The sequence below is a fragment of the Mycobacterium sp. 1482292.6 genome, from assembly GCF_001672995.1.
GTDB lineage: Bacteria > Actinomycetota > Actinomycetes > Mycobacteriales > Mycobacteriaceae > Mycobacterium > Mycobacterium europaeum_A.
Window position 1 is genome coordinate 63,606 of record NZ_LZKV01000125.1, and the last position, 24,843, is coordinate 88,448.

Annotated in this window: 27 protein-coding genes, 3 pseudogenes and 1 riboswitch; of the genes and pseudogenes, 17 read left to right on the forward strand and 13 right to left on the reverse strand. The window is 68.3% G+C overall.

The genetic code is table 11. The features are described 5' to 3' along the window. Window positions 1-12: 12 nt before the first annotated feature. Together A5624_RS29060 and A5624_RS13180 are read right to left on the reverse strand one after the other, a co-directional pair. A pseudogene (locus tag A5624_RS29060) lies at window positions 13-93 on the reverse strand (hypothetical protein); the annotation flags it as partial. 12 nt (window positions 94-105) lie between these two features. Beyond that, window positions 106-1,005 carry an OmpA family protein gene (locus tag A5624_RS13180; protein ID WP_156749003.1) on the reverse strand — a complete coding sequence of 300 codons (900 nt, stop codon included), beginning with the start codon at window positions 1,003-1,005 and terminating at the stop codon, window positions 106-108. A 98-nt stretch (window positions 1,006-1,103) separates the two neighbouring features. On the opposite strand from A5624_RS13180, the gene A5624_RS13185 reads away from it, so the two are divergent. After that, window positions 1,104-1,367, forward strand: coding sequence for a DUF2630 family protein (locus A5624_RS13185; RefSeq protein WP_066866789.1), 264 nt, complete (start codon window positions 1,104-1,106; stop codon window positions 1,365-1,367). Next, a complete protein-coding gene (locus A5624_RS13190; protein ID WP_066866844.1) occupies window positions 1,364-2,947 on the forward strand; it encodes an NAD(P)/FAD-dependent oxidoreductase in 1,584 nt (527 codons plus the stop codon). The genes A5624_RS13185 and A5624_RS13190 overlap by 4 nt, the downstream gene beginning before the upstream one ends. On the opposite strand, the gene A5624_RS13195 is transcribed toward A5624_RS13190, so the two are convergent. Continuing rightward, the gene (locus tag A5624_RS13195; protein WP_231999814.1) at window positions 2,948-3,379 is read right to left on the reverse strand and encodes a DoxX family protein; all 432 of its coding nucleotides are present in this window, start codon (window positions 3,377-3,379) and stop codon (window positions 2,948-2,950) included. Between the two features lie 59 nt (window positions 3,380-3,438). On the opposite strand from A5624_RS13195, the gene A5624_RS13200 reads away from it, so the two are divergent. Further along, the gene (locus A5624_RS13200; RefSeq protein WP_066866793.1) at window positions 3,439-4,419 is read left to right on the forward strand and encodes an RNA polymerase sigma-70 factor; all 981 of its coding nucleotides are present in this window, start codon (window positions 3,439-3,441) and stop codon (window positions 4,417-4,419) included. Window positions 4,420-4,540: 121 nt separating this feature from the next. Then, on the forward strand, window positions 4,541-4,978 hold the full coding sequence (locus A5624_RS13205; RefSeq protein ID WP_066866798.1) for a hypothetical protein: 438 nt from the start codon (window positions 4,541-4,543) through the stop codon (window positions 4,976-4,978). A gap of 30 nt (window positions 4,979-5,008) precedes the next feature. Here the strand turns inward: A5624_RS13205 and A5624_RS13210 are convergent, their stop codons facing one another. Together A5624_RS13210 and pdxH are read right to left on the reverse strand one after the other, a co-directional pair. Further along, window positions 5,009-6,304, reverse strand: coding sequence for a citrate synthase (locus A5624_RS13210; RefSeq protein WP_066866800.1), 1,296 nt, complete (start codon window positions 6,302-6,304; stop codon window positions 5,009-5,011). A gap of 158 nt (window positions 6,305-6,462) precedes the next feature. Next, the gene (gene pdxH / locus A5624_RS13215) at window positions 6,463-7,092 is read right to left on the reverse strand and encodes a pyridoxamine 5'-phosphate oxidase (RefSeq protein ID WP_156749004.1); all 630 of its coding nucleotides are present in this window, start codon (window positions 7,090-7,092) and stop codon (window positions 6,463-6,465) included. A gap of 117 nt (window positions 7,093-7,209) precedes the next feature. Here pdxH and A5624_RS13220 point away from each other — a divergent pair, with 117 nt between their 5' ends. Next, window positions 7,210-8,331 (forward strand): citrate synthase 2, encoded by a 1,122-nt coding sequence (locus A5624_RS13220; RefSeq protein ID WP_066866802.1) that lies wholly within the window; start codon window positions 7,210-7,212, stop codon window positions 8,329-8,331. A 131-nt stretch (window positions 8,332-8,462) separates the two neighbouring features. After that, the gene (locus A5624_RS13225) at window positions 8,463-8,921 is read left to right on the forward strand and encodes a VOC family protein (RefSeq protein ID WP_066866805.1); all 459 of its coding nucleotides are present in this window, start codon (window positions 8,463-8,465) and stop codon (window positions 8,919-8,921) included. Between the two features lie 22 nt (window positions 8,922-8,943). Here the strand turns inward: A5624_RS13225 and A5624_RS13230 are convergent, their stop codons facing one another. After that, window positions 8,944-10,632 (reverse strand): FAD-dependent oxidoreductase, encoded by a 1,689-nt coding sequence (locus A5624_RS13230; RefSeq protein WP_066866807.1) that lies wholly within the window; start codon window positions 10,630-10,632, stop codon window positions 8,944-8,946. A 17-nt stretch (window positions 10,633-10,649) separates the two neighbouring features. Continuing rightward, window positions 10,650-11,675 carry a diiron oxygenase gene (locus tag A5624_RS13235; protein WP_066866809.1) on the reverse strand — a complete coding sequence of 342 codons (1,026 nt, stop codon included), beginning with the start codon at window positions 11,673-11,675 and terminating at the stop codon, window positions 10,650-10,652. A 244-nt stretch (window positions 11,676-11,919) separates the two neighbouring features. Here A5624_RS13235 and serC point away from each other — a divergent pair, with 244 nt between their 5' ends. Both serC and sepH read left to right on the forward strand, forming a co-directional pair. Further along, window positions 11,920-13,038: a phosphoserine transaminase gene (gene serC / locus A5624_RS13240; RefSeq protein WP_066866848.1), complete on the forward strand. Its 1,119-nt coding sequence runs from the start codon at window positions 11,920-11,922 to the stop codon at window positions 13,036-13,038. A gap of 179 nt (window positions 13,039-13,217) precedes the next feature. Further along, complete coding sequence (gene sepH / locus A5624_RS13245; protein ID WP_066866811.1) at window positions 13,218-13,991, forward strand: septation protein SepH; 774 nt, start codon at window positions 13,218-13,220, stop codon at window positions 13,989-13,991. Here sepH and A5624_RS13250 read toward each other — a convergent pair. Genes A5624_RS13250 through A5624_RS13260 form a run of 3 tightly spaced genes read right to left on the reverse strand, consistent with a single transcriptional unit; the run spans window position 13,988 to window position 15,555 of the window. After that, window positions 13,988-14,257, reverse strand: coding sequence for a DUF2537 domain-containing protein (locus tag A5624_RS13250; RefSeq protein ID WP_066866813.1), 270 nt, complete (start codon window positions 14,255-14,257; stop codon window positions 13,988-13,990). The two genes, sepH and A5624_RS13250, sit on opposite strands and share 4 nt — an antisense overlap. A gap of 10 nt (window positions 14,258-14,267) precedes the next feature. Then, on the reverse strand, window positions 14,268-15,101 hold the full coding sequence (locus A5624_RS13255) for an RNA methyltransferase (RefSeq protein WP_066866814.1): 834 nt from the start codon (window positions 15,099-15,101) through the stop codon (window positions 14,268-14,270). A 22-nt stretch (window positions 15,102-15,123) separates the two neighbouring features. Next, complete coding sequence (locus A5624_RS13260) at window positions 15,124-15,555, reverse strand: MarR family transcriptional regulator (RefSeq protein WP_066866815.1); 432 nt, start codon at window positions 15,553-15,555, stop codon at window positions 15,124-15,126. Between the two features lie 204 nt (window positions 15,556-15,759). Here A5624_RS13260 and A5624_RS13265 point away from each other — a divergent pair, with 204 nt between their 5' ends. Both A5624_RS13265 and A5624_RS13270 read left to right on the forward strand, forming a co-directional pair. After that, window positions 15,760-16,029 (forward strand): DUF2530 domain-containing protein, encoded by a 270-nt coding sequence (locus A5624_RS13265; RefSeq protein ID WP_066866849.1) that lies wholly within the window; start codon window positions 15,760-15,762, stop codon window positions 16,027-16,029. A 20-nt stretch (window positions 16,030-16,049) separates the two neighbouring features. Further along, window positions 16,050-16,505 (forward strand): SRPBCC family protein, encoded by a 456-nt coding sequence (locus A5624_RS13270; protein WP_066866816.1) that lies wholly within the window; start codon window positions 16,050-16,052, stop codon window positions 16,503-16,505. A 239-nt stretch (window positions 16,506-16,744) separates the two neighbouring features. Here the strand turns inward: A5624_RS13270 and A5624_RS13275 are convergent. Beyond that, a pseudogene (locus A5624_RS13275) lies at window positions 16,745-17,527 on the reverse strand (DUF3027 domain-containing protein); the annotation flags it as partial. Window positions 17,528-17,657: 130 nt separating this feature from the next. On the opposite strand from A5624_RS13275, the gene A5624_RS13280 reads away from it, so the two are divergent. The 3 genes from A5624_RS13280 to A5624_RS13290 all read left to right on the forward strand — a co-directional run bounded on the left by A5624_RS13280 (window position 17,658) and on the right by A5624_RS13290 (window position 20,799). After that, entirely contained in the window at window positions 17,658-19,304 is a 1,647-nt protein-coding gene (locus tag A5624_RS13280; RefSeq protein WP_066866820.1) for an MFS transporter, read from the forward strand. Then, window positions 19,301-19,801 carry a DUF2771 domain-containing protein gene (locus A5624_RS13285; RefSeq protein ID WP_066866822.1) on the forward strand — a complete coding sequence of 167 codons (501 nt, stop codon included), beginning with the start codon at window positions 19,301-19,303 and terminating at the stop codon, window positions 19,799-19,801. The genes A5624_RS13280 and A5624_RS13285 overlap by 4 nt, the downstream gene beginning before the upstream one ends. Before the next feature lie 131 nt (window positions 19,802-19,932). After that, complete coding sequence (locus tag A5624_RS13290) at window positions 19,933-20,799, forward strand: endonuclease domain-containing protein (protein ID WP_066866824.1); 867 nt, start codon at window positions 19,933-19,935, stop codon at window positions 20,797-20,799. A 72-nt stretch (window positions 20,800-20,871) separates the two neighbouring features. Here the strand turns inward: A5624_RS13290 and A5624_RS13295 are convergent, their stop codons facing one another. Continuing rightward, window positions 20,872-21,876 (reverse strand): glutathione S-transferase family protein, encoded by a 1,005-nt coding sequence (locus A5624_RS13295; protein ID WP_066866826.1) that lies wholly within the window; start codon window positions 21,874-21,876, stop codon window positions 20,872-20,874. 32 nt (window positions 21,877-21,908) lie between these two features. Then, entirely contained in the window at window positions 21,909-22,316 is a 408-nt protein-coding gene (locus A5624_RS13300; RefSeq protein ID WP_007777168.1) for a cold-shock protein, read from the reverse strand. Window positions 22,317-22,481: 165 nt separating this feature from the next. Here A5624_RS13300 and A5624_RS13305 point away from each other — a divergent pair, with 165 nt between their 5' ends. From A5624_RS13305 to A5624_RS27415, 4 genes and pseudogenes are all read left to right on the forward strand, one after another. Continuing rightward, the gene (locus tag A5624_RS13305; protein ID WP_066866828.1) at window positions 22,482-22,889 is read left to right on the forward strand and encodes a YccF domain-containing protein; all 408 of its coding nucleotides are present in this window, start codon (window positions 22,482-22,484) and stop codon (window positions 22,887-22,889) included. After that, complete coding sequence (gene moaA / locus A5624_RS13310; RefSeq protein ID WP_066866830.1) at window positions 22,886-23,968, forward strand: GTP 3',8-cyclase MoaA; 1,083 nt, start codon at window positions 22,886-22,888, stop codon at window positions 23,966-23,968. Before A5624_RS13305 ends, moaA begins: the two co-directional genes overlap by 4 nt. 4 nt (window positions 23,969-23,972) lie before the next feature. Then, complete coding sequence (locus tag A5624_RS13315; protein WP_066866832.1) at window positions 23,973-24,251, forward strand: MoaD/ThiS family protein; 279 nt, start codon at window positions 23,973-23,975, stop codon at window positions 24,249-24,251. 206 nt (window positions 24,252-24,457) lie between these two features. Next, a riboswitch (cyclic di-AMP (ydaO/yuaA leader) is annotated at window positions 24,458-24,669 on the forward strand. A 13-nt stretch (window positions 24,670-24,682) separates the two neighbouring features. Further along, window positions 24,683-24,843: pseudogene (locus A5624_RS27415) on the forward strand (resuscitation-promoting factor RpfA); the annotation flags it as partial.

Genomic DNA, 24,843 nt, shown 5'->3' on the forward strand with positions numbered 1-24,843 from the left:
CACCCGGTCGAGGATCGTGGCGATCACCCAGGCGACGGCCGAGCCCGCCAGGAAAGCGAGCAGGTACCACAGCCACCCGATGACGAAGTCCATGCCGAATGCTCCTCAGCTCACCACGATTTCGACCCGGCGATTCTGGGCGCGACCGTCGTCGGTGCCATTGGGCGCGACCGGGTTGGCCGAGCCGAAACCCGTGGTGGTCAAGCGGTCGCCAGGCACGCCATGGGCTTCCAGGAACGCCGCGACGGTTTGGGCGCGCTGTTCGCTCAACGGAACGTTCAGGCTGGTATTGCCGGTGCTGTCGGCGTAGCCGTTGATCGCCACGCGAGCGTTCGGGCATGCCTTGAGTTTGTCGGCGACCCCGGTCAGGACCTGCTCGTCGGGCGCGGTCAGGTTACCGAGGTTCGACTCGAAGGTGAGCGCACCGTCGGTCAGGGTGTTGATCGCCGACTGCAGGTTGGCGCACGACGCGGCGGCACCGGGCGGCGCAGACGTCGGTGAGTTAATGGCAAGGTTGTCAACGACATTCAGGTTGGACCAGACCCGCTTGGCATCGGTGTCGATGGTGTCCTTCTGGTCCGGCGACGCCGCGGTGCCGGCCAGCGTGATGGTGTCGCCGCCGACCGTGAGCGTGAAATCGGCGATCGACGCGCTGTCGGCGAAAACCGGTTTGGCCTTGGCGAAATCGAGGGCGTCGACGGCCGGGTCGATGCGGATCTGGTCGACGACGCCGACGCCGGCCGGCAGCGCGCTGCCGAGCACCTTCAGCAACGCGGCTTTGGCGGACTCGTCGGGAAAGGCCCCGGTCAGGGTGACGCTGTCGCCGCTGCGGGCCATCGAGAACGCGGCCAACGAAATCGTCGGCGCGCCACCGCTGGTCGAGGGCGCCGGCGACCCGCGACCGGACGCCGATCGGGTCGAGACCGCGTGGCCGATCACGGCCAGCAGAAGTGGGATGATCACCAGGGCGATCAGCCAGGGCAGGCCGAGCCGTTTGACGCTCACGACGGCCCTCCCTCATCTCACTCGCCCGGGCCGGTCCGGGTGCCAGGCGATATGCAGCCTACCGATTCACCACCCCCCGGGTCGGGCACACTGGAGCGATGGCCAACGGCAGTAAACCGACCGACAACGACACCCTCGCCGTCATTCGCGACCTGGTCGCCGAGGAGAAGGCGCTGCGGGCCCAGTTGCAGCGCGGGGACATCGACACGTCCGAAGAACATGACCGCCTCCGCCGGGTAGAGGTCGAACTCGACCAGTGCTGGGACCTGCTGCGGCAGCGCCGTGCGCTGCGCGAGAGCGGCGGGGACCCCCGAGAGGCGGAGGTGCGGCCGCCCGACGAGGTCGAGGGCTACCTGAGCTGAGCGACCATGCGACCGACGCCGACGCCGTAATCGTCGGGGGCGGCCACAACGGTCTTGTCGCCGCCGCGTACCTGGCCCGCGCCGGTCTGCGGGTGCGCCTGCTGGAACGGCTGGAGCACATCGGCGGTGCCGCGGTCTCGGCGCAAGCCTTCGACGGCATCGACGTCCGGGTATCGCGCTACTCCTACCTGGTCAGCCTGCTGCCGCCGAGCATCGTCCGGGATCTGGGCGCCGCGGTGCGGCTGGCGCGACGGCCGTTTTCGTCCTACACCCCCGACCCGGCGAGCGGCGGGCGCGGCGGGCTGCTGATCGGGTCGCCCGCCGACACCTTCGGCGCCATCGGGGCCGCCGGGGACGCGCGGGGCTTCGCCGACTTCTACCGACGCTGCCGGCTGGTGACCGAACGCCTCTGGCCGACCCTGCTCGAACCGCTGCCCACCCGCGATGGCGCCCGCCGGCGCGTGATGGCAGGCGACGAGCGCCGCGCCGCTGCCGCGTGGCGGGCCATGATCGACGAGCCCATCGGGCATGCCATCGCCGACGCCGTGGCCAACGACGTGGTTCGCGGGGTGATCGCGACCGACGCCCTGATCGGCACCTTCGCCCGCCTCGACGAACCGACGCTGACACAGAACGTCTGCTTCCTGTATCACGTGCTCGGCGGCGGCACCGGAGACTGGGACGTCCCGATCGGCGGCATGGGCGCGGTGACCACCGCCCTGGCCGCGGCGGCGGTCCGCCATGGCGCCCAAATATGCACCGGCGCAGACGTTTACGCCGTCGACCCGGCCGGCGAAGTGCGCTATCGCGCCGGGGAGGACGACCATCGCCTTACCGCCCGGTTCGTCCTGGCCGGCGTCGCACCCACCGTCCTGGCCGGACTACTCGGCGAAGAACCGGCGCCCGCGGCGGGCGGCGCGCAGGTGAAGGTGAACATGGTGCTGGCGCGGCTGCCCCGGCTACGCGACCACGCCGTCACACCCGAACAGGCCTTCGCCGGGACCTTCCACGTCAACGAGACCTGGACACAGCTCGACACCGCCTACGCGCAGGCCGCCGCGGGCCTACCGCCGCATCCCTTGCCGTGCGAGGCCTACTGCCACTCGCTGACCGATCCCAGCATCCTGTCGGCGGACCTGCGCGACGCGGGAGCGCACACGATGACGGTGTTCGGCCTGCACACCCCGCATTCGCTGTTCGACGGCGCCGACGCCGACGCGCTGCGCCATCGGCTGACCGACGACGTGCTCGCATCGATGAATTCCGTTCTGGCCGAACCGATTCAAGACCTGTTGCTGACCGACGCGCAGGGCCGCCCCTGCCTCGAGACCACCACCACGCTGGATCTCGAGAAGACGCTGCACATGAGCGGCGGCAACATCTTCCACGGCGGCCTGTCCTGGCCGTTCGCCGAGGATGACGACCCGCTGGACACGCCGGCGCGGCAATGGGGTGTGGCCACCGCACACGATCGAATCATGCTGTGCGGCTCCGGAACCCGCCGCGGTGGAGCGGTGTCGGGGGTCGGCGGCCACAACGCCGCGATGGCGGTGCTGGCGGCGCTCGATCACCGGTCGTGATCAGTGCAACATCGCGGCTCGGCAGAGCACCACGAATGCCGCCAAGAGGAGTAGCGCGATGTTGACCGCGACCGCGCGGCGTTCGTGCAGCCGCGTGTGCGCCCACGCGGCGCCGACCATGACCACGCACAGGCCCGCCGCTGCGAGCGGCGTCAAGATCAGCGCAATGCCCGTCAGTCCCGGCGCGACAAGTCCTGCCGCGGCGAGGATCTCCGATGCGGCGGTGAAACGGACGACCGGCATGGGAAACATGGCGATGCCGGTCTGACCCGTGGCCAGTAGTCGTTCGCGGCTGAATGTGAGCTTGACCGTTCCGGACAGGGCGAATATCGCGGCCAGGACGATTTGTGCTGACCATAGCGCGGCGTTCATCGTCTTCCTTTCTTTCGAGCGGACGCCCCTGAGACGAACGACGGCCGCCGCGCGTGACATCGGTGGGCGATCCAGCTCGCTACCTGTCACACCACCGACGGCTCGGTCGTCTACAGAACATGACGACTCCTCCTACCGACCCCCCGCCCGGCGACAGTGCCGAACAGCAAGGGGACGCGGCCGAGCTGCGGCCGCTGCTGTTCGCCATCGCCTATCGCATGCTCGGCAGCGTCAACGACGCCGAGGACATCGTGCAGGGAACGTATCTGCGCTACCTCGACTACTTGCAGCACGGTCACCACGTCGAGTCACCGCGCTCGATGTTGACCACCATCGCAACCCGCCTCGCGATCGACCATCTGCGCTCCGCCCGCGTGCAACGCGAAAAGTACCTGGGCCCTTGGCTTCCCGAGCCACTGATCACCTCGACCGTTCCCGACGCCGCCGATGTTGCCGTCATGTCCGACTCGGTATCGATGGCGTTTCTGCTGCTGCTGGAGACGCTCTCACCCGTGGAGCGCGCCGTTTTCTTGCTGCGCGAGGTGTTCGCCTACGACTACGCCGACATCGCGCGCATCGTCGACAAGTCACCGGCCAATTGCCGCCAATTACTCAACAGGGCCCGCCGACACATCGCGGCGGGGCGCCGCCGCTTCGACGCCGACGCCACGCGCCGCGATCAGCTCGCCGATCGCTTTTTCGCCGCGGCCCAGAATGGTGATCTGGACGATCTGGTGCAATGGCTGGCCGACGACGTGTCCTTCTACGGCGACGGGGGCGGTATCGGCCGCGGACTGCCGCGACCGATCTTCGGCCGAAACCGCGTGCACCGGGCCCTGGCCGCAATCATGGGTGCCTACCGCAGTCTCGGCGTGCGACTGCAGCGTGCACAGATCAACGGGCAACCTGGCGTGCTCGCCTTCGACCCCGACGGCGCGTTGATCAACGTCCTGACCCTCGACATCTACGGCGGAAGCATCTGCACCATCCGCTCGGTGATCAATCCGCACAAACTCGAACACCTTGGATTCGCCCTGTCGCCCCTGGCGCGCCGCGATCCGGTGACCCGTCGTGCGGACCGGGAAGCACCGCGCGCATGAATAGGGGTTTTTCATACGATCGTCTTCGCGCGGTCCGCGGACGTCGGCACGTTAACCATGAACCGTCCGTCCAAGTTGAACGCGCTGCACCGACCTCGACCCAGGGAAAGGAACAGTAACCATGCGCACGCCTGTCACCGCCGACGATCGCTCGCAGCGCACCCGGTCATTCGCGCGCGTGCTCGGACCGTTTATCGCCGTGGTCCCTGCGATTGTCGCGATCAGGGCAGCAAGCATCGGGAACGAACTGTCCGGTTTCTCGAGCGACCCGATGTGGCCGTGGGCGCTGGGTGCGCTCTTGTTTTTCTGCGGCCTGTTCGTCGTGGCGTTCCACCAGTATTGGCGTAGCGTCGCCGCCGTGATCATCTCGCTGTTCGGCTGGTTCCTGCTGCTGCGGGGTTTCGCGCTGCTCGCCATGCCGCAGACGATCGTCAAGGGGGCGCAAACCGCGACCCACACGTCGGGGGCAGCGATCATCGCCGTGCGGATCGGTTTCGGGTTGCTCGCGCTGTGCGGCGTCTACCTCGCGTACGTGGGCTGGCTCAAAAAGGCCGACTGACCGGGCGCCGCGCTACCGGCGCCAAGACAGTTACCGCGCGTCGATGGTGACGTAGTCGCGCTCGGTGTAACCGGTGTAGATCTGGCGCGGCCGACCGATCTTGCTGTCGCCCTCGTCGTGCATCTCGCGCCAGTGCGCGATCCACCCGGGCAGCCGCCCCAGCGCGAACAGGACGGTGAACATCCGGGTCGGGAAGCCCAGCGCCCGGTAGATCAGGCCGGTATAGAAGTCGACGTTGGGGTACAGCTTGCGCTCGATGAAGTAGTCGTCGGTGAGCGCGGCCTCTTCCAGTTGCTTGGCGATGTCCAGCAGGTCGTCGTCGCCGCCGAGCTTGGCCAGGATCTTGTCGGCCTGCTCCTTGACGATGCGGGCGCGCGGGTCGTAGTTCTTGTAGACGCGGTGCCCGAAGCCCATCAACTTCACGCCGGCTTCGCGGTTCTTGACCTTGCGCACGAATTCGCTGACGTCGTCGTCGCTTTGGCGGATCTTCTCGAGCATCTCGAGCACCGCCTGGTTGGCGCCACCGTGCAGCGGCCCCCACAGCGCGTTGATCCCACCGGAGATCGAGGTGAACAGGTTGGCCTGGGAGGACCCCACCAGCCGGACCGTCGAGGTCGAACAGTTCTGTTCGTGGTCGGCGTGCAGGATGAGCAGCATGTCCAGTGCCCGAACGATTTCGGGATCCGCCTCATACGGCTCGGCGGGCAGCCCGAACGTCATCCGCAGGAAGTTCTCCACCAGCGACAGGGAGTTGTCCGGGTAGAGGAACGGCTGGCCGACGGACTTCTTGTAGGCGTAGGCCGCGATGGTCGGCAGCTTGGCCAGCAACCGGATCGTCGAGAGCTCGACGTCCTCGGTGTCCATCGGGTCGAGCGAGTCAGGGTAGTAGGCGGACAGCGCGTTGACCGCGCTGGACAACACCGGCATCGGGTGAGCGTTGCGCGGGAAGCCGTCGAAGAATCGCTTGAGGTCCTCGTGCAGCATGGTGTGCAGCTGGATCCGCTTGGTGAAGTCGGCCAGCTGCTCCTTGTCGGGCAGTTCGCCGTAGATCAAGAGGTAGCTCACCTCGATGAAGGTCGACTTCTCGGCGAGCTGCTCGATCGGGATGCCGCGGTAGCGCAGGATGCCCGCGTCGCCGTCGATGTAGGTGATGGAGCTCTTGCACGAAGCGGTGTTGACGAAGCCGTTGTCGAACGTGGTGTAGCCGGTCTTGGACAACAGCGAGCCCAGCGCGATGCCGTCAGCGCCGTCGGTGGCCTTGACGATCTCCAGGTCGGTTTCACCGCCCGGGTACTTCAAAGTGGCGGTGTCGTCGGTGTCTGCCACGAGAACCCCTTTGCGCTCTGGCTGATATGGCTGCTGACTTGGTGCTTACTGCAAAAGGTAGTCGTTATGACGATGGGACGCCTGCCCGGGGTCGAGTCCGCTGGTCACGCCAGCAATCGACCCCGTCACGCCGCGGCGCAACGTGCATCATCAGCGGGTTAGGGCTGCAGGCGTTCCACCCGACCCCCGGTGATGCGGATGCGGTTGTGCAACCGATTTTCCCGGCCCTGCCAGAACTCCACCAGCTCCGGGGCGATGAGGTAGCCACCCCAGCCCGGCGGGACCGGGACCCGCTCGCGATCGGCGAACCGGGCGGTCACTTCCTCCAGCTGGTCGAGCAGGGCCGCGCGTGAGGCGATCGGCCGCGACTGTTGCGACGCCCACGCGCCCAGTTGCGACCCGCGCGGCCGCTTGGACCAGTAGTCCTCGGTGACCTCCGCGGCGACCTTGCGCACCGGGCCGCGGACGTGGACCTGGCGGCCGAGCTGATACCACGGAAACGTGGCCGAGGCGTACGGCGTCGCGGCCAGATCATCGCCCTTGGCCGAGTCATAGTTGGTGAAGAAAGTGATCCCGGTCTCGTCGACGCTCTTGCACAGCACCGACCGGCTGGCCGGCCTGCCGTCGGCGGTCACGGTGGCCAGCACCAACGCGTTGGGCTCGGCGACCCCCGCCCGCTCGGCGTCGCCGATCCATTTGCGCAACAACGAAACCCAGCCGTCGCGCAACCAATCCGCGTCGAGATCCGGGCTGCCGTCTTTTTCCACTGATCCGTATTCCACACGCATTCTTTGCAGGTGCTCATTTCCTGGCGCCGGGTCTGGTCCTGCCATCGCGTCCACGCTACCGGCGCTTGCTACCGGCCGGTAGCGTCGGCCCGATCCGGGGGTGCGAGAATTTTCGGCATGACTGTGGTCCCCGAAGACTTTGTCCCCGGCCTGGAAGGCGTGGTCGCCTTCACCACCGAAATTGCCGAGCCGGATAAAGACGGCGGTGCGCTGCGCTACCGCGGTGTCGACATCGAAGATTTGGTAACGCAACAGGTCACGTTCGGCGACGTGTGGGCGCTGCTGGTCGACGGCAAGTTCGGCCACGGCCTACCGCCCGCCGAGCCCTTCCCGCTGCCCATCCACACCGGCGACGTACGCGTCGACGTGCAGGCGGGCCTGGCGATGCTGGCCCCCATCTGGGGGTACAAGCCGCTGCTGGACACCGACGACGACACCGCCCGCGACCAGCTGGCCCGGGCCTCGGTGATGGCCCTGTCCTACGTCGCGCAGTCGGCGCGCGGGATATACCAGCCCGCCGTCCCGCAACGGGTCATCGACGAATGCGACACGGTCACCGCCCGGTTCATGACGCGCTGGCAGGGCGAGCCGGACCCACGGCACGTCGAAGCGATTGACGCCTACTGGGTGTCGGCCGCCGAGCACGGCATGAACGCCTCGACGTTCACCGCGCGGGTGATCGCGTCGACGGGCGCTGACGTGGCGGCCGCGCTGTCCGGGGCGATCGGGGCGATGAGCGGCCCGCTGCACGGCGGGGCGCCGGCGCGGGTGCTGCCGATGATCGAGGAGGTCGAGCGCACCGGCGACGCGCGTGGTCTGGTGAAGAAGATCCTGGACAGCGGCGACAAGCTGATGGGCTTCGGGCACCGGGTCTACCGCGCGGAGGACCCGCGGGCGCGGGTGCTGCGCGCCACCGCCGAACGGCTGGGGGCGCCGCGCCACGAGGTCGCCGTCGCGCTCGAGCAGGCGGCCCTGGCCGAGCTGCGCGAGCGCCGTCCGGACCGGGCCATCGAGACCAACGTCGAGTTCTGGGCCGCGGTGATGCTGGACTTCGCCCGCGTGCCGGCCAGCATGATGCCGGCGATGTTCACCTGCGGCCGCACCGCGGGCTGGTGCGCGCACATTCTCGAGCAGAAGCGGCTCGGCAAGCTGGTCCGGCCGTCGGCCATCTACGTGGGCCCGGCCCCGCGCAGCCCGGAGTCCGTCGAGGGCTGGGACCGCAGCCTCACCAACGCCTGACGCCCCCCGGTTGTCGGTACCCGGCGATCTAATGGTTGTCGTCGCGATGAGTTTCTGTCGCCGGCGCAGTCATAAGTCGTGAACCTGCCCGTCATGGGCAGGACAGGGAACCGATAGCAAGGAGAACCAGCATGGCGATCAACATCGAACCCGCACTGTCCCCGCACCTGGTGGTCGATGACGCCGCCGCGGCAATCGACTTCTACGCCAAGGCTTTTGGGGCCCAGGAGATCGGACGCGTGCCGCGTCCCGACGGCAAACTGGTGCACGCCGCGGTGCGGATCAACGGTTTCACGGTGATGCTCAACGATGACTTCCCCGAAGTGTGCGGCGGCAAGTCGATGACGCCGACATCGCTGGGCGGCACCCCGGTGACGATCCACCTGACGGTCACCGACGTCGATGCCAGCTTCCAGCGCGCCCTGGACGCCGGTGCCACCGTGGTGACCCCGCTGGAGGACCAGTTCTGGGGTGACCGCTATGGCATGGTCGCCGACCCGTTCGGCCACCACTGGTCGCTGGGGCAGCCGGTCCGCGAGGTCAGCATGGAGGAGATCTCGGCGGCGATGTCCGGCCAGGGCGCCGGTTAGCGGCGGTTCGCCACCACCGGGACTAGCCAAGCAACCGGTCGAGCAGCCGGCGTCGTTGCGGCGGCGCCGGCTCTGCGGCGGCCGCGGCCGCGAGCATCGCGGAGACGTCGGTGAACTTGATGCGGGGGCGGCCGTGCTCGCTGCCGCGCGCGATTTCGGCGGCGTCGATGGCGCGCCATCCCGCGGCATCGATCGCGGCGGGCTGGCGGGCGTGCACCAGCCCGGCCAGCGCCTCGGGCTTGGCGATTGGATCGGCCAACTTGCCGGCGTTGAAATCGGCGACCAAAGACTGCACGGTCTGCAACGAGCAGGACTTGTTGGTCCCGATGAACCCGCTGGGTCCCCGCTTGATCCAGCCCGCGACGTAGGCGCCGGTCACCGGGTCACCGGAAACGGGGTCGACGACGCGACCCGCGTCGTTCGGCACGACTGCCGACGCTTCGTCGTAGGGCAGATCGCGAATCGGCTTGCCGCGGTAGCCAATCGACGTCAGCACCAGACCGGTTTCCAGAAGGCGCGTCTCGTCGGTGCCGGTGACCGAGAACTCCATCCCGGTGGCGCGCTGGTCCCCCCGCACCCGGTGCGGCGTTAGCCGATACGCCAGCCTGATTCTCGGGCGGGACGGCGGTGTCGCATCGTCGCCGAGCGTGCTCAAGATTTCCAGCTTGCGCTTGGTCAGAGCGTCCGACGCGGCCGCGAGATCGGCCGCCACCAGCTCGTGGTCCGCAGCGCTGAGCACCACCTCGGAGCTGCCGGTGAGCCCGATCAGCTCGGGCAACGTGAACGCCGACTGGGCGGGGCCGCGCCGGGCGGCGATCACCACCTCACGCACCGCCGAGGCGCGCAAGGCCGCCAGCGCGTGCTCGGCGATGTCGGTGCGGGCCAGCTCGTCGGGATCGGAGGTGAGCAACCGGGCGACATCGAGGGCGACGTTGCCGTTGCCGACGATCAGCACCCGCTCGTGGCTGAGATCGACCGGCAGATCGGCGAAGTCGGGATGCCCGTTGATCCACGCGACCAATTCGGTTGCCGTTCCGGTCCCCGGCAGGCCCATGCCCTCGATGTCCAGCCGGCGGTCATCGGGCGCGCCCACCGCATAGAGTACGGCGTGGTGGTGAGCGAGCAGGTCCGCGTGGCTCAGCTGCGTGCCGACCTCGACGTTGAGAAAGAACCGGAACCGGCGATCACCGGCGACCCGGTCGAACAGCCGGGTGACCCGCTTGGTGTTCTGGTGATCGGGCGCCACCCCGGCCCGCACCAAACCGTATGGGGTGGGCAGCTTTTCGAAGACGTTGACGCGCACGCCCCGCTGGGTCAGCAGTTCGTCGGCTGCGTACATCGCCGCGGGCCCCGATCCGACGATGGCGACCGTCAGGGGCTTGCGGCGGGCGCGGACCTCGGCGGCCGGGATCACCGGTGCCAGCTTCGACGTCGGCGGCAGCTTCTCGTCCTTCGGCCGGTCCGGGTAGAAGGACGCGTTGATCTCGATGAACGGCAACTGCTTGGAGTCCAGCCGGGTATCGGGCGCGATCGCGCCGACCGGGCAGGCGCTCACACAGGCACCGCAATCCACGCACGCCACCGGATCGATGTAGAGCATCTCGGAGGTGGCGAAGCCGGGCTCGTCCGGCGTCGGGTGAATGCAATTCACCGGGCATGCGAAAACACAGGACCCGTCGTTACAGCACGACTGGGTAATAACGTGCGGCATAAACGAACTCGCAGTGACTACGCAGCCGGGACCGCGGCCAGGTGCTGGCGCTGCGGCTCGCTGCGGTAACGCGACGGCTTGCCGTTGATCTTGCACAACCGCCACATCAACCGCGCCGAGCGCGTCTCCATCAGGCCGGTGTCGTAGGCCAACATCCGCACGTCACCGAACATGTCGCTGAGCCACTTCCGCGATTCCGGCGACCGGAAGAACAGTTCCTTCTTGACTTCCCGCGGGATGTCGAACTCGCGCCAGAAAGCCTTGGGCGGCACCACAATTGCGCGACAGAGCGCCTTCATGGTCAGCGGCAGGTACAGCGCGGTCCAGAATCGCTGCCTCTTGGTCAATTCCGGCACCCGCTTGCGCAGGAACTCGTGGGCGAACGAGATGTGGCGGGCCTCCTCGGCCACGTGGATCGCCATCACCTTCTCCATGATGGGGTGCAACGACTTGCCTTCGCGCAGAACGTTTTTCTGCGTGTGGTCGATGGGCTCCTCGCCGGCGAGCACGCCGATGAAGAACGCCACCGGCAGCGGGCCGGCCACCAGTGGAACCAACGGCGAGAGCCACTTGAGCATCCGCGGCATGCCCGGCACGTCGGCGCCGATGCGGTTCACCATCTCCTGGAACATCATGGTGTGGTTGCACTCTTCGACCGATTCGTGCAGGCAGTACCGGTACTCCGGCGATCCGTTGGGCACCCAGAACGTGTAGTTCATCAGGCCGCGAATCAGGATGGATTCGAAGTGCAGTCCCACCTTGGCCACGTTGGCCTGGCGCCACATCCCGATCTTGATCTTGCGCTCGTCGGACTGCGCCAGGTACCAGGGATGGCGGCCCAGCGGGTCGGTGTTCGGCAGGATCCATCGCGGATCGTTTTCGGTCACCGCGAACTCCGGTGAATCCCAATCGATGTCGGTGTACGGATTGAAGTTGCGCCGCACCGACCCCTCGGACAGTGTGGCAAGCATGTTGACGTATTCGGCGTCGTCGCGCACTTCCATGTTGCTGCGCCAACGCCGGACTAATCGCGTCCTAGCCATATCCAGGCCTCCCCAACGAGGTTTACATTTGGACGTGCTATGTCCAGACAGTACCGCAGGTACCGGATAATTCCTAGACCCCTTCCGGGCACTGTGACCTGACCGGTGGTCATGAATTTTTTATGCCCCGGATCACAGGCGATCAAACGCCTGGACACAGCCGAACAGGCCTTTTGCCCGGGCAGCCGAGGTTGGCGGTCGGCCTCGCACCGACCGGTCAACTCGGCTCACTACCCTGATGAGCATGGCTGACCAGCTCGAGATCCCCGCTGACATCAAACCCCGCGACGGCCGCTTCGGGTGTGGCCCGTCGAAGGTCCGGCCCGAGCAGCTGCAGGCGCTGACCACGACCGCCGCCCCGTTGTTCGGCACCTCGCACCGGCAGGCGCCGGTCAAGAATCTGGTGGGCCGGCTGCGCTCCGGACTAGCGGATCTGTTCTCGCTGCCCGAGGGCTATGAGGTGATCTTGGGCAACGGCGGCGCAACGGCGTTCTGGGACGCCGCGGCCTTCGGCCTGATCGACAAGCGCTCGTTACACCTGTCCTTCGGCGAATTCAGCTCCAAGTTCGCCTCGGCGGTCGCCAAGAACCCCTTCGTCGGTGAGCCCGTCGTCATCAAGGCGGACGCCGGCAGCGCCCCCGAGCCGCAGAGCGACCCGTCAGTGGACGTGATCGCCTGGGCGCACAACGAAACGTCGACCGGCGTCGCGGTGCCCGTCCGCCGGCCCGCCGACTCGGGCGACGCGCTGATCGTCATCGACGCGACGTCGGGCGCCGGCGGGTTGCCGGTCGACATCGCCGAGACCGACGCCTACTACTTCTCGCCGCAGAAGAATTTCGCCAGCGACGGGGGCCTGTGGCTGGCTATCATGAGCCCTGCGGCGCTGGCCCGCGTCGAGTCGGTCGCCGGCTCCGGCCGCTGGGTTCCCGACTTCCTGTCGCTGCCCATCGCGGTGGAAAACAGCCTGAAGGACCAGACCTACAACACCCCGGCGGTCGGCACCCTGGCGCTGATGGCCGAGCAGGTCGACTGGTTGCTGGGCAACGGCGGGCTGGACTGGGCCGTCAAGCGCACCGCGGACTCCTCGGGCAGGTTGTACTCCTGGGCCGAGGAGCGGCCCTACACCACACCCTTCGTCACCGACCCCAAGCTGCGCTCGCAGGTGGTGGGCACCATCGACTTCGCCGACGAGGTCGACGCCGCGGCCGTGGCGAAGGTGTTGCGGGCGAACGGCGTCGTCGACACCGAGCCGTACCGCAAACTCGGCCGCAACCAGCTGCGGGTGGGGATGTTCCCGGCCGTGGACCCCGACGACGTCAGCGCACTCACCCAATGCATCGACTGGGTCGTCGAGCGGTTGTAGTTCGGCGACGATGCTGCGCGGTACGGGCAGCTGAGGAGCCGGACAATTGAACACCGTCCGACCGGCAATCAGGGCGCAACCGCACAGCGTGTCAGCACAGGTGATGGGCGGTTGCTGGACTAAAGTGCGCACGTGACGGGTCCGTCGCTGACCTGCACGGAGCCTGCGAGGAGATAACCATGCGGGAACTCAAAGTGGTTGGGCTGGATGCCGACAGCAAACACGTCATCTGCGAGGGTGGCGATCCCGCGGAGCAGTTCAAGCTGGCGGCCGACGACCGCTTGCGAGCCCTGCTGCGCGACGCGGCCCTGTCCTCTGAGCAACCGCAGCTCGAGATTGAAGTCACCAACATGCTGAGCCCCAAAGAAATTCAGGCCAAGATCCGCGCGGGTGCCTCCGTCGAACAGGTCGCCGCCGCGTCAGGCTCGGAGGTGTCGCGGATCCGCCGCTTTGCTCACCCGGTGTTGCTGGAGCGCTTCCGCGCCGCGGAGCTGGCAACCGCCGCACACCCGATGCTCGCCGACGGTCCCGCGGTGCTGACCCTGCTCGAGACGGTCAGCGCCGCGCTGGTGACCCGCGGGCTGAGCCACGACAAACTCAGCTGGGACGCGTGGCGCAACGAGGACAACCGCTGGACGGTGCAGCTGGCATGGAAGGTCGGCCGGTCCGACAACCTCGCGCATTTCTGTTTCACGCCCGGTGCGCACGGCGGAACGGTGACCGCCATCGACGACGCGGCCAGCGCGCTGATCGACCCCAACTTCGAACGCCCGCTGCGGCCGGTGGCCCGGGTGGCGCACGTCGACTTCGAAGAGCCCGCCAAGCCGCCCGTCGCCGACGAAGCACCCGTCGCGGAACCGGACGAAAAGCCGGTGCACACCCGGCGGGGCAAGCCCGTCATCCCGGCGTGGGAGGACGTGCTGCTCGGCGTGCGCTCCGGCGGGCAGCGCTAAGCCGTCGTCAGGGCCAACAGCGCAACCCACGCCACCGCCACACCCACCGCGGCGCCCAGCACAAACCAGCGCAGGACGGGCGTACGCCGCCACCCCCACAGGGTCGGCGCCAGTCCCCCGGCCGCCACGACGTTGAGCCCGACGGCCAGCAGCGCGTGCACGCGAAGCAGCCCCAGACTGAGCACCACGATCGCGGCGGCGGTGACCGCCGCGACGAACGCGGCGACCGTCAAACCCGTTGCCCAGGGCACGGACTCGTCTCGCATCAGCCGGAGCCTAGTGTGACTGTCCATCGCCGCCTCTCGCCGTCGAGCGGGCCCGCTCGTAGAACGCCAACGCCGCCGCCGTCGCGACGTTGAGCGAATCGGTGCCGCGCGACATCGGAATGCGCACCCGCACATCACTGCACCGCAAGGTGGCCGGCGTCAGCCCCGGCCCCTCGGCGCCGACCAACACCGCGACGCGTTCGTCGCGCGCGGCCGTCATCGCCTCCGGCAAGGCGCAGGCGCTGGCCTGCGGAGTCATCGCCAGGAGTCGAAAACCGTTCTCCCGCAACGTCGCGAGCTCGGCGGGCCAACAGCTTGCGCGCGCATAGGGCACCAGCAGCGCGTGGCCCATGGACACCCGCACCGCGCGGCGGTACAGCGGGTCGGCACAGCCGCTGCCGAACACCACCGCATCGACGCCCAGCCCCGCCGCGTTGCGGAAGATCGAACCCAGGTTCTCGTGATCGTTGACCCCTTCGAGGATCGCGACGGTGCGGGCCCTGTCGATCACGTCGGCGACGCCCGGTTCGGGCACCCGCCGGGCGGCCGCCAGCACGCCGCGGTTGAGGTGAAACCCGACCACCCGGGCCATGACGTCGGCGGACGCGCGGTAGCACGGCACGTCGGTGCCGGCCAGGTCAATGTCGAGCTCGGCGAACCGGCGCTCGGTCCCCAGCAGGGCATGCGGGTGAAAGCGTGAGGCGAGCATGCGCTGCACCACCAGCACGCCCTCGGCGATCACCAGCCCCTTGCCCGACGGCAGATCGGGACGGCGATCGACGCTGTTCAGGTCGCGGAAATCGTCGAGCCTCGGATCGTCGGGATCGTCGACGTCGATCAACATGCGCCGGCTTCGGTCCGGGGACTCACGGGCCTTCGTCGACCAGGGCCAACATCAGGTCGGCCGCGTTGCGCAGGATGTCTCGCTGTTCGCTGTCCAGCGTCGCTAGCCGCTTGGCCAGCCACTCCTGGCGGGCGCGGCGGTTGGCCTTGACCAACTCGGCGCCGGCCTCCGACACCGAGACGAGCACCTGCCGGCCGTCGACAGGGTGCGGCGCGCGGTCCACCAGCCCCATCTCGGCCAGCGAGGCGATCACCCGGGTCATCGACGGCGGCCTGACCCGTTCGCGAATTGCCAGGGCACCCGGGGTCATCGGGCCTTCGTTGGTCAGCATGGCCAGCGCCGACAGCTGGGACAGCGACACCGGCGACGACGGGTTGCGGAACCGCAGTTGGCGGGCCAGCCGCATAACTGCCAGTGACAGGTCGCTGGCCAGCCGCGCATCGCTGTCAGGCATGGCGCGAGGTTACACGGAAGCCCGAGAAACCGGGACACGAACCGGTGAACGACGGTCGCAGATCGCCTTCGCTAAGCTGCGGGGTTTTTCATCGAAACGCTTATCCGCCCGCCTATCCCGCTTTGCTCGACGGGGTAAAGATCATCCGTCCCGGCAAGTGGGTGCGCCGTCGCCCGCCACCGACGGCGAGCTATGTTGATCCCGATGTCCGCCGAACCCCACCGCACCGCGCCGCCGCTGCCGGCCGCGCTGCTGCACGTGTGGCCGTTCATCGCGCTCGGCGCGTTGGGTTGGCTCGCCGCGGTGGCGGCCGCTTTCCTGGTGCCATCTCTGCAGGGCTGGCGTCCGGTGGCCCTGGCCGGCCTGGGCGTGGGTGTGCTCGGCACGAGCATCTTCCTGCTGCAGCTCGCGGCGGCCCGCCGCGGTGCCCGCGGCGCGCAGGCCGGACTCGAAAACTATCTCGACCACAACTGATTCGCCGCCCTGGAGGAGCGATGGTAGCCCCGCTGTTGCAAGCGCACGTCGACATCGACGCACCGGTGGCCACCGTGTGGGAATTGATTTCCGACCTGCGCCGCATGCCGCGGTGGAGTCCGCAGTGTCGCTGGATGAAGCCCTTGGGCCCGGTGCGTCAGGGCACCCGAACGATCAACCTCAACCGCCGCAAGCGCATGTTCTGGCCGACCACCTGCACGGTGGTCGAGATCGTCCCCGAGCGCAAGCTCGCGTTCCGCGTCGACACCAACAACACCATCTGGAGCTATGAGCTCGAGCCCAGCGGCGCGGGCACCCGGCTGATCGAGAGCCGTCACGCCGAAAACGGAGTGACGGCGTTTTCGAACCTGTCGGTAAATGCGCTGTTCGGCGGGACCACCAACTTCGAGCGCGAATTGCTCGACGGCATGAACGCCTCGCTGGCGCGCATCAAGGCCGCCGCCGAAACCGGCTAGTCCGGCGTCTCGGCCTGCGGCTGCTGCTCGGGCTGCGGCGCCTCGGTCACCGGCGTCTCGGGCGGCGTCTCGGCCTGCGGCTGCTGCTCGGGCTGCGGCGCCTCGGTCACCGGCGTCTCGGGCGGCGTCTCTTGGGTCTCGGTCTCGCCCTGCGCTTCTGGCGCCCCCACGGCCTCCGAGGGCGCAGGGGACTCCGTGGACTCCGAGGGTTCCGTGGACTCCGAGGACAAGGGGGACGGTTCGACCGGCGTCTGGGTGACGTCGAGCAGGCCGTCGTCGTACGGCTCGTACGCGGGCGACCCAGTGCCCGCCGGGGCGGGCGTGTCCGAATGGGCACCGCAGCCGTACAGCTTGTCGACGATGTGACCGTCGGCCGACAATTCGTTGCCGCACACGCCGAACAGCGCGCCCAGCGAACCCGACAGCGGCAGGAAGAAACCGCAGTCGCGGCACACCCGCTTGGTGGAACGCGCCATCGGCGAGTCGGGGCCGTAATCGCCGGTGCGCCAGCGCTCGGCCGTCTCGGCGCGGCCCTCGGCGCTCATCACCCAGCGCCGGCCCAGCCCGATCTCGGCGGCGGTCTCGTCGACCTGGGGGTCACCGCTGGCGGTGTAACCGGGAACCAGCCGGGGATCCTCGGCGGCGGGCGCCAGCAGGTCGCCCGGGCTCAGGTCGCCGGGCCGTACCCGCTGGTCCCAGGGCACCCATTCGGGTGCCAGCAATGCGGTCGGCCCGGGCACCAGCACGACCTCGCTGATGGTCGCGTGGTCCGCGCCGGGATAGGCGGCGACGACGACCGCCCACTGCCACCCCTGGTAGCCGGGCAGGTGCGCCAGGAAGCGGTGAGTGGCGCTGTTCGGGTCTTCGTAGCCGACGCCCAGGTAGTCGCCGACCATCTCCGGTGCGCCGAACTCCACCACGGCGGCCCTGGCCGCCTCCGCCGCACCCGTGAGCACCGCCGCCAACCGCTCGGGCCACTCGGCCACAGTCGACACGGCGGATCCCTCGATAGGTCTGGTCACGCTGTCTTCTTTCTGCATTGCGTTTCCAATACTAGGTTGGCGAGCCACGCCCCGTTACCTGCAGACGCATCCAGGCGCCATAGGGGAGAATCGGGACGTGTCTGGACGGCGGCAAAACGACCCGGGCCGAGTGGCCTCTCAGCCGGGCCGCCGGCCCCGCAAGAGCGCCGCGTCCCAACATCCGGGCGCGGCCAATTACCCCGCCGGCGAGGGCGCCGATCGGCGCCCCCGTCGCCCGTCGATGCCGAGCGCCAACCGCTACTTGCCCCCGCTGGGCCACCAGCCGGAGCCGAACCGCAGCAGCGACACGCCGCCTCGCGGTCCGGCTTCCGGTGAACGGATCACCGTCACCCGCGCCGCGGCACTGCGCAGCCGCGAAATGGGCTCGCGGATGTACTGGATGGTGCAGCGCGCCGCGACGGCCGACGGCGCCGACAAGTCCGGCCTGACGGCGCTGACGTGGCCGGTGGTCGCCAATTTTGCGGTGGACGCGGCGATGGCCGTCGCGCTGGCCAACACGTTGTTCTTCGCCGCGGCCACCGGCGAGAGCAAGGGCCGGGTCGCCCTGTATCTGCTGATCACCATCGCGCCGTTCGCGGTGATCGCGCCGCTGATCGGTCCCGCGCTGGACCGGCTGCAGCACGGCCGCCGCGTCGCGCTGGCCGCGTCGTTCGCCCTGCGCACCGCCCTGGCGGTGCTGCTGGTCATGAACTACGACGGCGCCACCGGCAGCTTCCCGTCATGGGTGCTGTATCCGTGCGCGCTCGCGATGATGGTGTTCTCCAAGTCGTTCAGCGTGCTGCGCAGCGCCGTGACACCCAGGGTGATGCCGCCGACCATCGACCTGGTGCGGGTCAACGCCCGACTGACCATGTTCGGTCTGCTGGGCGGCACCATCGTCGGCGGCGCGATCGCCGGTGGTGTCGAGTTCGTCTGCACCCACCTGTTCAAGCTGCCCGGGGCGTTGTTCGTGGTGATCGCGGTGACGATCGCCGGCGCCATGCTGTCCATGCGGATCCCGCGCTGGGTCGAAGTGACCGCCGGCGAGGTACCCGCCACCCTGAGCTACCGCCAGGACAGCGAACCGCTGCGACGCAGCTGGCACCAGGAGGTCAGCGGGGCGCTCCGGCAACCGTTGGGCCGCAACATCATCACCTCGCTGTGGGGCAACTGCACCATCAAGGTCATGGTCGGCTTCCTGTTCCTCTACCCCGCGTTTGTCGCCAAGGCGCATCAGGCCAACGGCTGGGCCCAGGTCGCCATGCTCGGGGTGATCGGCGCCGCGGCCGGGATCGGCAATTTCGTCGGCAACTTCACCAGTGCGCGCCTGAAGCTGGGCCGGCCCGCCGCGCTGGTGGTGCGCTGCACGGTGGCGGTGAGCGCGGTCGCGCTGGCCGCCTCGGTGGCCGGCAACCTGGTGGTGGCCGTGATCGCCACCTTGGTCACGTCCGGAGCCAGCGCCATCGCCAAGGCGTCCCTGGACGCGTCGCTGCAGAACGACCTGCCGGAGGAATCCCGCGCGTCGGGCTTCGGGCGCTCGGAGTCGACGCTGCAATTGGCGTGGGTCCTCGGCGGCGCCGTGGGGGTGTTGGTGTACACCGAACTGTGGGTCGGCTTTACCGCGGTCACTGCGCTGCTCATCTTGGGCCTGGCGCAGACCCTCGTCAGCTTCCGCGGCAACTCACTGATTCCCGGCCTGGGAGGAAATAGGCCAATCATGGTCGAGCAGGAGGGCAAGCGCCGCGGTGCCGGCGCCGCGGCGGTGGTCGCCGAGTGAAACCGCAACGCAAGCGGGGTGTGGCCGTGCTGCTCGCCTGTCTGGTCGCGGTGCTCTGCGTCGGCGCGGGTGTGGGCACCTGGTTGCTGGTCGGGCGCACCGGCCCGCGGCACCCCGAGATCAGCGCCTATTCGCACGGGCATCTGACGCGGGTGGGGCCCTACCTGTATTGCAACGTGCTGAATCTCGAAGACTGCGAGACACCGCAGAACCAGGGCGAGCTACGGGTCAGCGAGCGCTACCCGATTCAGCTGTCGGTGCCCGACGCCATCTACCGGGCACCGTGGCGGCTGCTGCAGGTCTACGACGACCCGACGAACACCACCAGCACGATCTTTCGGCCGAAAACCCGTTTCGCCGTGACGATCCCGTCGGTCGACCCGCATCGCGGGCGCCTGGCCGGGATCGTCGTGCAGCTGCTGACATTGGCGGTGGATCCCGCCGGGGAGCTTCACGACGTGCCCCACGCGGAATGGTCCGTGCGGCTGACGTACTAGACCCCTCGCCAGCCCCGCCCCTCGCCCCCTCGTCGCGCCCAACGTCGACTTGTTGTGGCGAAACGCCGTAATTTACGCGCACAAACCGACGTTCGGCACGACGTGTCGGTACCGGCCGCCACCGTGTCCACATGCAGATCCCAGCCTGGCCATTCAGAGGCACCGAAGCATTGGCGGCCGGACTCGTTACCCGGCACCAACTGCGGGCCGACTTCGAGATGATTCATCGCAACGTCTACATCGGCCGCGGGCAAAAGTTGATGCCGGTGACCCGAGCGGTTGCCGCCTGGCTGTGGTCTGGCCGTGCCGCGACACTGGCCGGCCTGTCAGCGGCCGCATTGCACCGCACCGCGTGGATCGACGACTGGTTGCCAGCGGAGCTCAACCGCGCCGGCCGCGACAAGGTAGGCGGCATCGTTCTGCATAGCGACACCCTCGCCGACGACGAAACGTGCATCCGGGACGGGATGACCCTGACCACTCCGGCACGCACGGCGTTCGATCTTGGCAGGCGAAAGGGATTTACCACCGCGGTGATTCGCCTGGACGCACTGATGCACGCAACCGACGTGAAGCCGGCTGATGTCGAGTTGCTGGCCGACCGCCATCGCGGAGCGCGCGGACTGGTGCAGTTACGACGGGTGCTGACCATGGCCGACGGCGGCGCCGAATCACCGTATGAGACGAAAACTCGCCTGACACTCCTGGGTGGCGGATTACCACAGCCGCAGACGCAGATCGAAGTACTCAACGAATGGGGTGCCGTAGTAGCGCGCATCGACATGGGTTGGGAGGAGTGGAAGGTCGGCGTGGAGTTCGACGGCGCTCACCATTGGACCGACCCCGTGCAGCGAACCCGAGACATCGATCGTCTGGCCGAACTCGAGGCGATGGGCTGGCGGATCGTCCGGGTCAGCGCCGACATGGTGCGTCACCGGCCCTTCATAGTCCTAGCGCGCTCCCGTAGCGCCCTGCGCGCCGCGGGCTGCCCGCTCTAAGAGCCGAGCGTGGAGTTGTTGGACCGAAAACACCAGATTTAGCGCCATAAGTCGACGTTCGCCAGCCGGGAACTAGGCGCCGTGGCCGGCGGGCACGCGCTCGCCTTCGACCGGCGGCCCGGGAGGGGTTCCGTCCCCGAAGGGCCTGCCGCCCAAGGCTTCCCGCCCGTGCGGCGAAAGCCAGCCGGCCAGGTCCGGACCCTTGGGCACGATCCGGGTGGGGTTGATGTCGGCGTGCACGATGTAGTAGTGCTGCTTGATCTGGACGAAGTCCACGGTGTCGCCAAAACCCGGCGTCTGGAACAGGTCGCGCGCATACGCCCACAACACCGGCATCTCGCTCAGTTTGCTGCGGTTGCATTTGAAGTGCCCGTGATAGACCGGGTCGAAGCGGGCCAGGGTGGTGAACAGTCGCACGTCGGCCTCGGTGATGGTGTCGCCCACCAGGAATCGCTGATCGGCCAGCCGCTCGCCGACCCAATCCAGCGCGGTGAACAACCGGTCGTAGGCCGCCTCGTAGGCCTCCTGCGAGCCGGCGAACCCGCACCGGTAGACACCGTTGTTGATTTCGGTGTAGATCCGCTTGCTCACCTCGTCGATTTCGGCGCGCAGGTGCTCGGGGTACAGCTCGGGCGCCCCGTCGCGATGATAGGCCGACCATTCCGTCGAGAGGTCCAGCGTCATCTGCGCGAAGTCGTTGGTGACGACCGCCCCGGTCGGGACATCGACGATGGCCGGGACCGTGATGCCCTTGGGGTAGTCGGGGAACCGCTTGAAGTAGGCGTCCTGCAGCCGCGGAATCTTGAGCACCGGGTCGACGCCGCCGGGATCGAGATCGAACGTCCAACTGCGCTCGTCGTGGGTGGGACCGCAAAACCCAATGGAGAGAACGCTTTCCAAGCCCAGCAAGCGGCGCACGATGATCGCGCGGTTCGCCCACGGACACGCGCGCGCGACGACCAGCCGGTACCGGCCGGGCTCGACGGGGTAGCCGTCGCGCCCGTCGGCGGTGATGCGGGTGGTGATGTAGTTGGTGTCGCGGGTGAATTCGCCTGCCTGCGCGATATAGGAAGCCATAACTCCCATAGTCGCTCAATAACGAGCGAACGTCAGGCGTCGAGCTCCCGAGCGACGGCCTTGACCACCTCGGAAACCCGGCGGGCGGTCTTGCGGTCCGGGTAGCGGCCCTTGCGCAGTTCGGGCTGCACGGTGCTTTCCAGCAGCGTGATCATGTCCTCGACCATGCCGTGCAGCTCGTCGGGGTTGTGCTTGTGTTCGGCGGGCGCCTCGCGGCGCGTCTTGGTGAGGCTGGGCGGCGGCTCAATCAGCTTGAGGCTCAACGCTTGCGGCCCGCGCCGCCCGGAGGCGATGCCGAACTCCACCCGCTGGCCCGCCTTGAGGCCCTCGACCCCGGCGGGCAACGCCGAGGAGCGGACGTAGACGTCTTCGCCGTCCTCTTGCGACAGGAAGCCGAAACCCTTGTCAGCGTCGTACCACTTAACCTTGCCCGTCGGCACTGGTCTCACCTGCTTGTCTAACGGATCAATAGAAATCGCCAACACAATAAGCGTCCCGCCTGCGCAGGACGCCGTATTAGGAGTCTGATCCTACTCGGATGCCCGGGTAACGAGCACCCCCGTTATCGGTCACTCGGTACGCTTGGTAATACCCGCGGAGGAGATATGCGCCTGATCCTGAACGTCATCTGGTTGATATTCGGCGGCCTGTGGATGGCCGTCGGATACCTGGCTGCGGCGCTGGTCAGCTTCCTGCTCATCATCACCATTCCGTTCGGCTTCGCGTCGCTGCGCATCGCCTCCTACGCACTATGGCCGTTCGGCCGCACGATCGTGGACAAGCCGACCGCGGCGTCCGGCGCGCTGGTCGGCAACGTCATCTGGGTGGTGCTGTTCGGTGTGTGGCTGGCGATCGGCCATCTGGTCAGCGCGGTCGCGATGGCGCTCACGATCGTGGGCATTCCGCTGGCGCTGGCCAACCTCAAACTGATCCCGGTGTCGTTGATGCCGCTGGGCAAGCAGATCGTTCCGGTCAGCTCGCCGGTGCACTACGCCCCGCCGGTGGCCGCATGACGCTGACGACGCTGGGACTGCCCTCGGTACCGAGCCGCGCTGACGGCTCGGCCGTTCCCGCCGATGCTCCTGCCACCGGCCCCCTGGTGGACACCTACGGCCGGATCGCGACCGACCTGCGGGTCTCGCTGACCGACCGCTGCAACCTGCGGTGCAGCTATTGCATGCCGGCCGAGGGCCTGAACTGGCTGCCGGGCGAGCAACTGCTGAGCGCCGACGAGCTGGCCAGGCTGATGCACATCGCGGTCACCCGGCTGGGTGTGACCAGCGTGCGTTTCACCGGCGGCGAACCGCTGCTGGCGCGCCATCTCGACGAGGTGGTCGCCGCGGCCGCCGCGCTGCGGCCCCGCCCCGAGATCTCGCTGACCACCAACGGCGTCGGGCTGGCGCGGCGCGCCGCCGCGCTCGCCGCGGCCGGGCTGAACCGCGTCAACGTCTCGCTGGACAGCGTCGACCGGCGCCATTTCGCGGCCATCACCCGCCGCGACCGGCTCACCCACGTGCTGGCCGGCCTGGCCGCCGCGGGCGACGCCGGCCTGACGCCGGTGAAGGTGAACGCGGTGCTCGACCCCGCCACCGGGCGCGAGGACGTGGTGGGGCTGTTGCGGTTCTGCCTCGAGCACGGTTACCAACTGCGCGTCATCGAGCAGATGCCGCTGGATGCCGGGCACCAGTGGCGGCGGGACGCCGCGCTGAGCGCCGACGACGTGCTGGCGGCCCTGCGCCCGCACTTCCGGCTGCGCCCCGACCCGGCGCCGCGCGGATCGGCCCCCGCCGAGCTGTGGCTGGTCGACACCGGCCCGGGCACCCCGAGCGGGAAATTCGGCGTCATCGCCTCGGTTTCGCACGCCTTCTGTGCGGCCTGCGACCGCACCCGGTTGACGGCCGATGGCCAGGTCCGCAGCTGCCTGTTCGCCGAACAGGAGACCGACCTGCGCGGGCTGCTGCGCGGCGGCGCGTCCGACGACGCGATCGAGGCGGCGTGGCGTACAGCGATGTGGGGCAAGCCCGCCGGACACGGCATCAACGACCCCAACTTCATCCAGCCAGACCGCCCGATGAGCGCGATCGGTGGCTAGCCCGATGGGACAGACGCCTGTCCAAGCAAACGGAATCCAGGTGACGGTGCGCTACTTCGCGGCCGCCCGCGCGGCCGCCGATGCCGAGTCGGAGACGGTGGTGCTGCGCCCAGGCACCACGGTCGGTGAACTGGTCGAGCGGCTAGCCGCGCGGGGGTCCCGCCTGGCCACGGTGTTGACCCGATGCTCATACCTGCGCGACGGGATCGCCGTGCGCGACGAGACCGTGGCGTTGCAATCCGGTGACACAATCGATGTTCTGCCGCCCTTTTCTGGCGGCTGAAACTGTGAGTTATCTCACGTAACGGATTCATAACGGCGCGGTCACGCTGCGATATCGCCCTAATGACCTGCGCAAACACCTTGTGTTCCTGCGGTTTTCGCAGATGGCCGAGAAGGAAACGCCGGGTATCGCAAGACGTGACGAGACCTACAGAAACCGTTACCGTCTCCGAAGGCTCGCCAGCCATCCCCGATTGGCGACCTCCCCTCCCTATCGCGCCGAGCTCCATCCAATAGGCGGGGGCCACCGAACCACATGGATGGAGACGGGGGACCCACCGGTCCACCGTGATCGGACTGGGGCCGTTCGCGGCTCCTAGGGGTGAAGCCGGCGTCGTCGCTTGACGACAACGTCGGCCGGGTGGCCTCTCCAACCCGAACCCGACAGCTGACCTCGCAGGCGCGTGACGAGAGAGGAATACCCCGGCGCGTATGAGTGGACGTCACCGTAAGCCCAGCAGTTCAAACATCAGCGTCGCCAAGATCGCCTTCACCGGTGCGGTTCTTGGTGGCGGCAGCATCGCCCTCGCCGGCCAGGCGGCCGCGGCCACCGACGGTGAATGGGATCAGGTAGCCCGTTGTGAGTCCGGCGG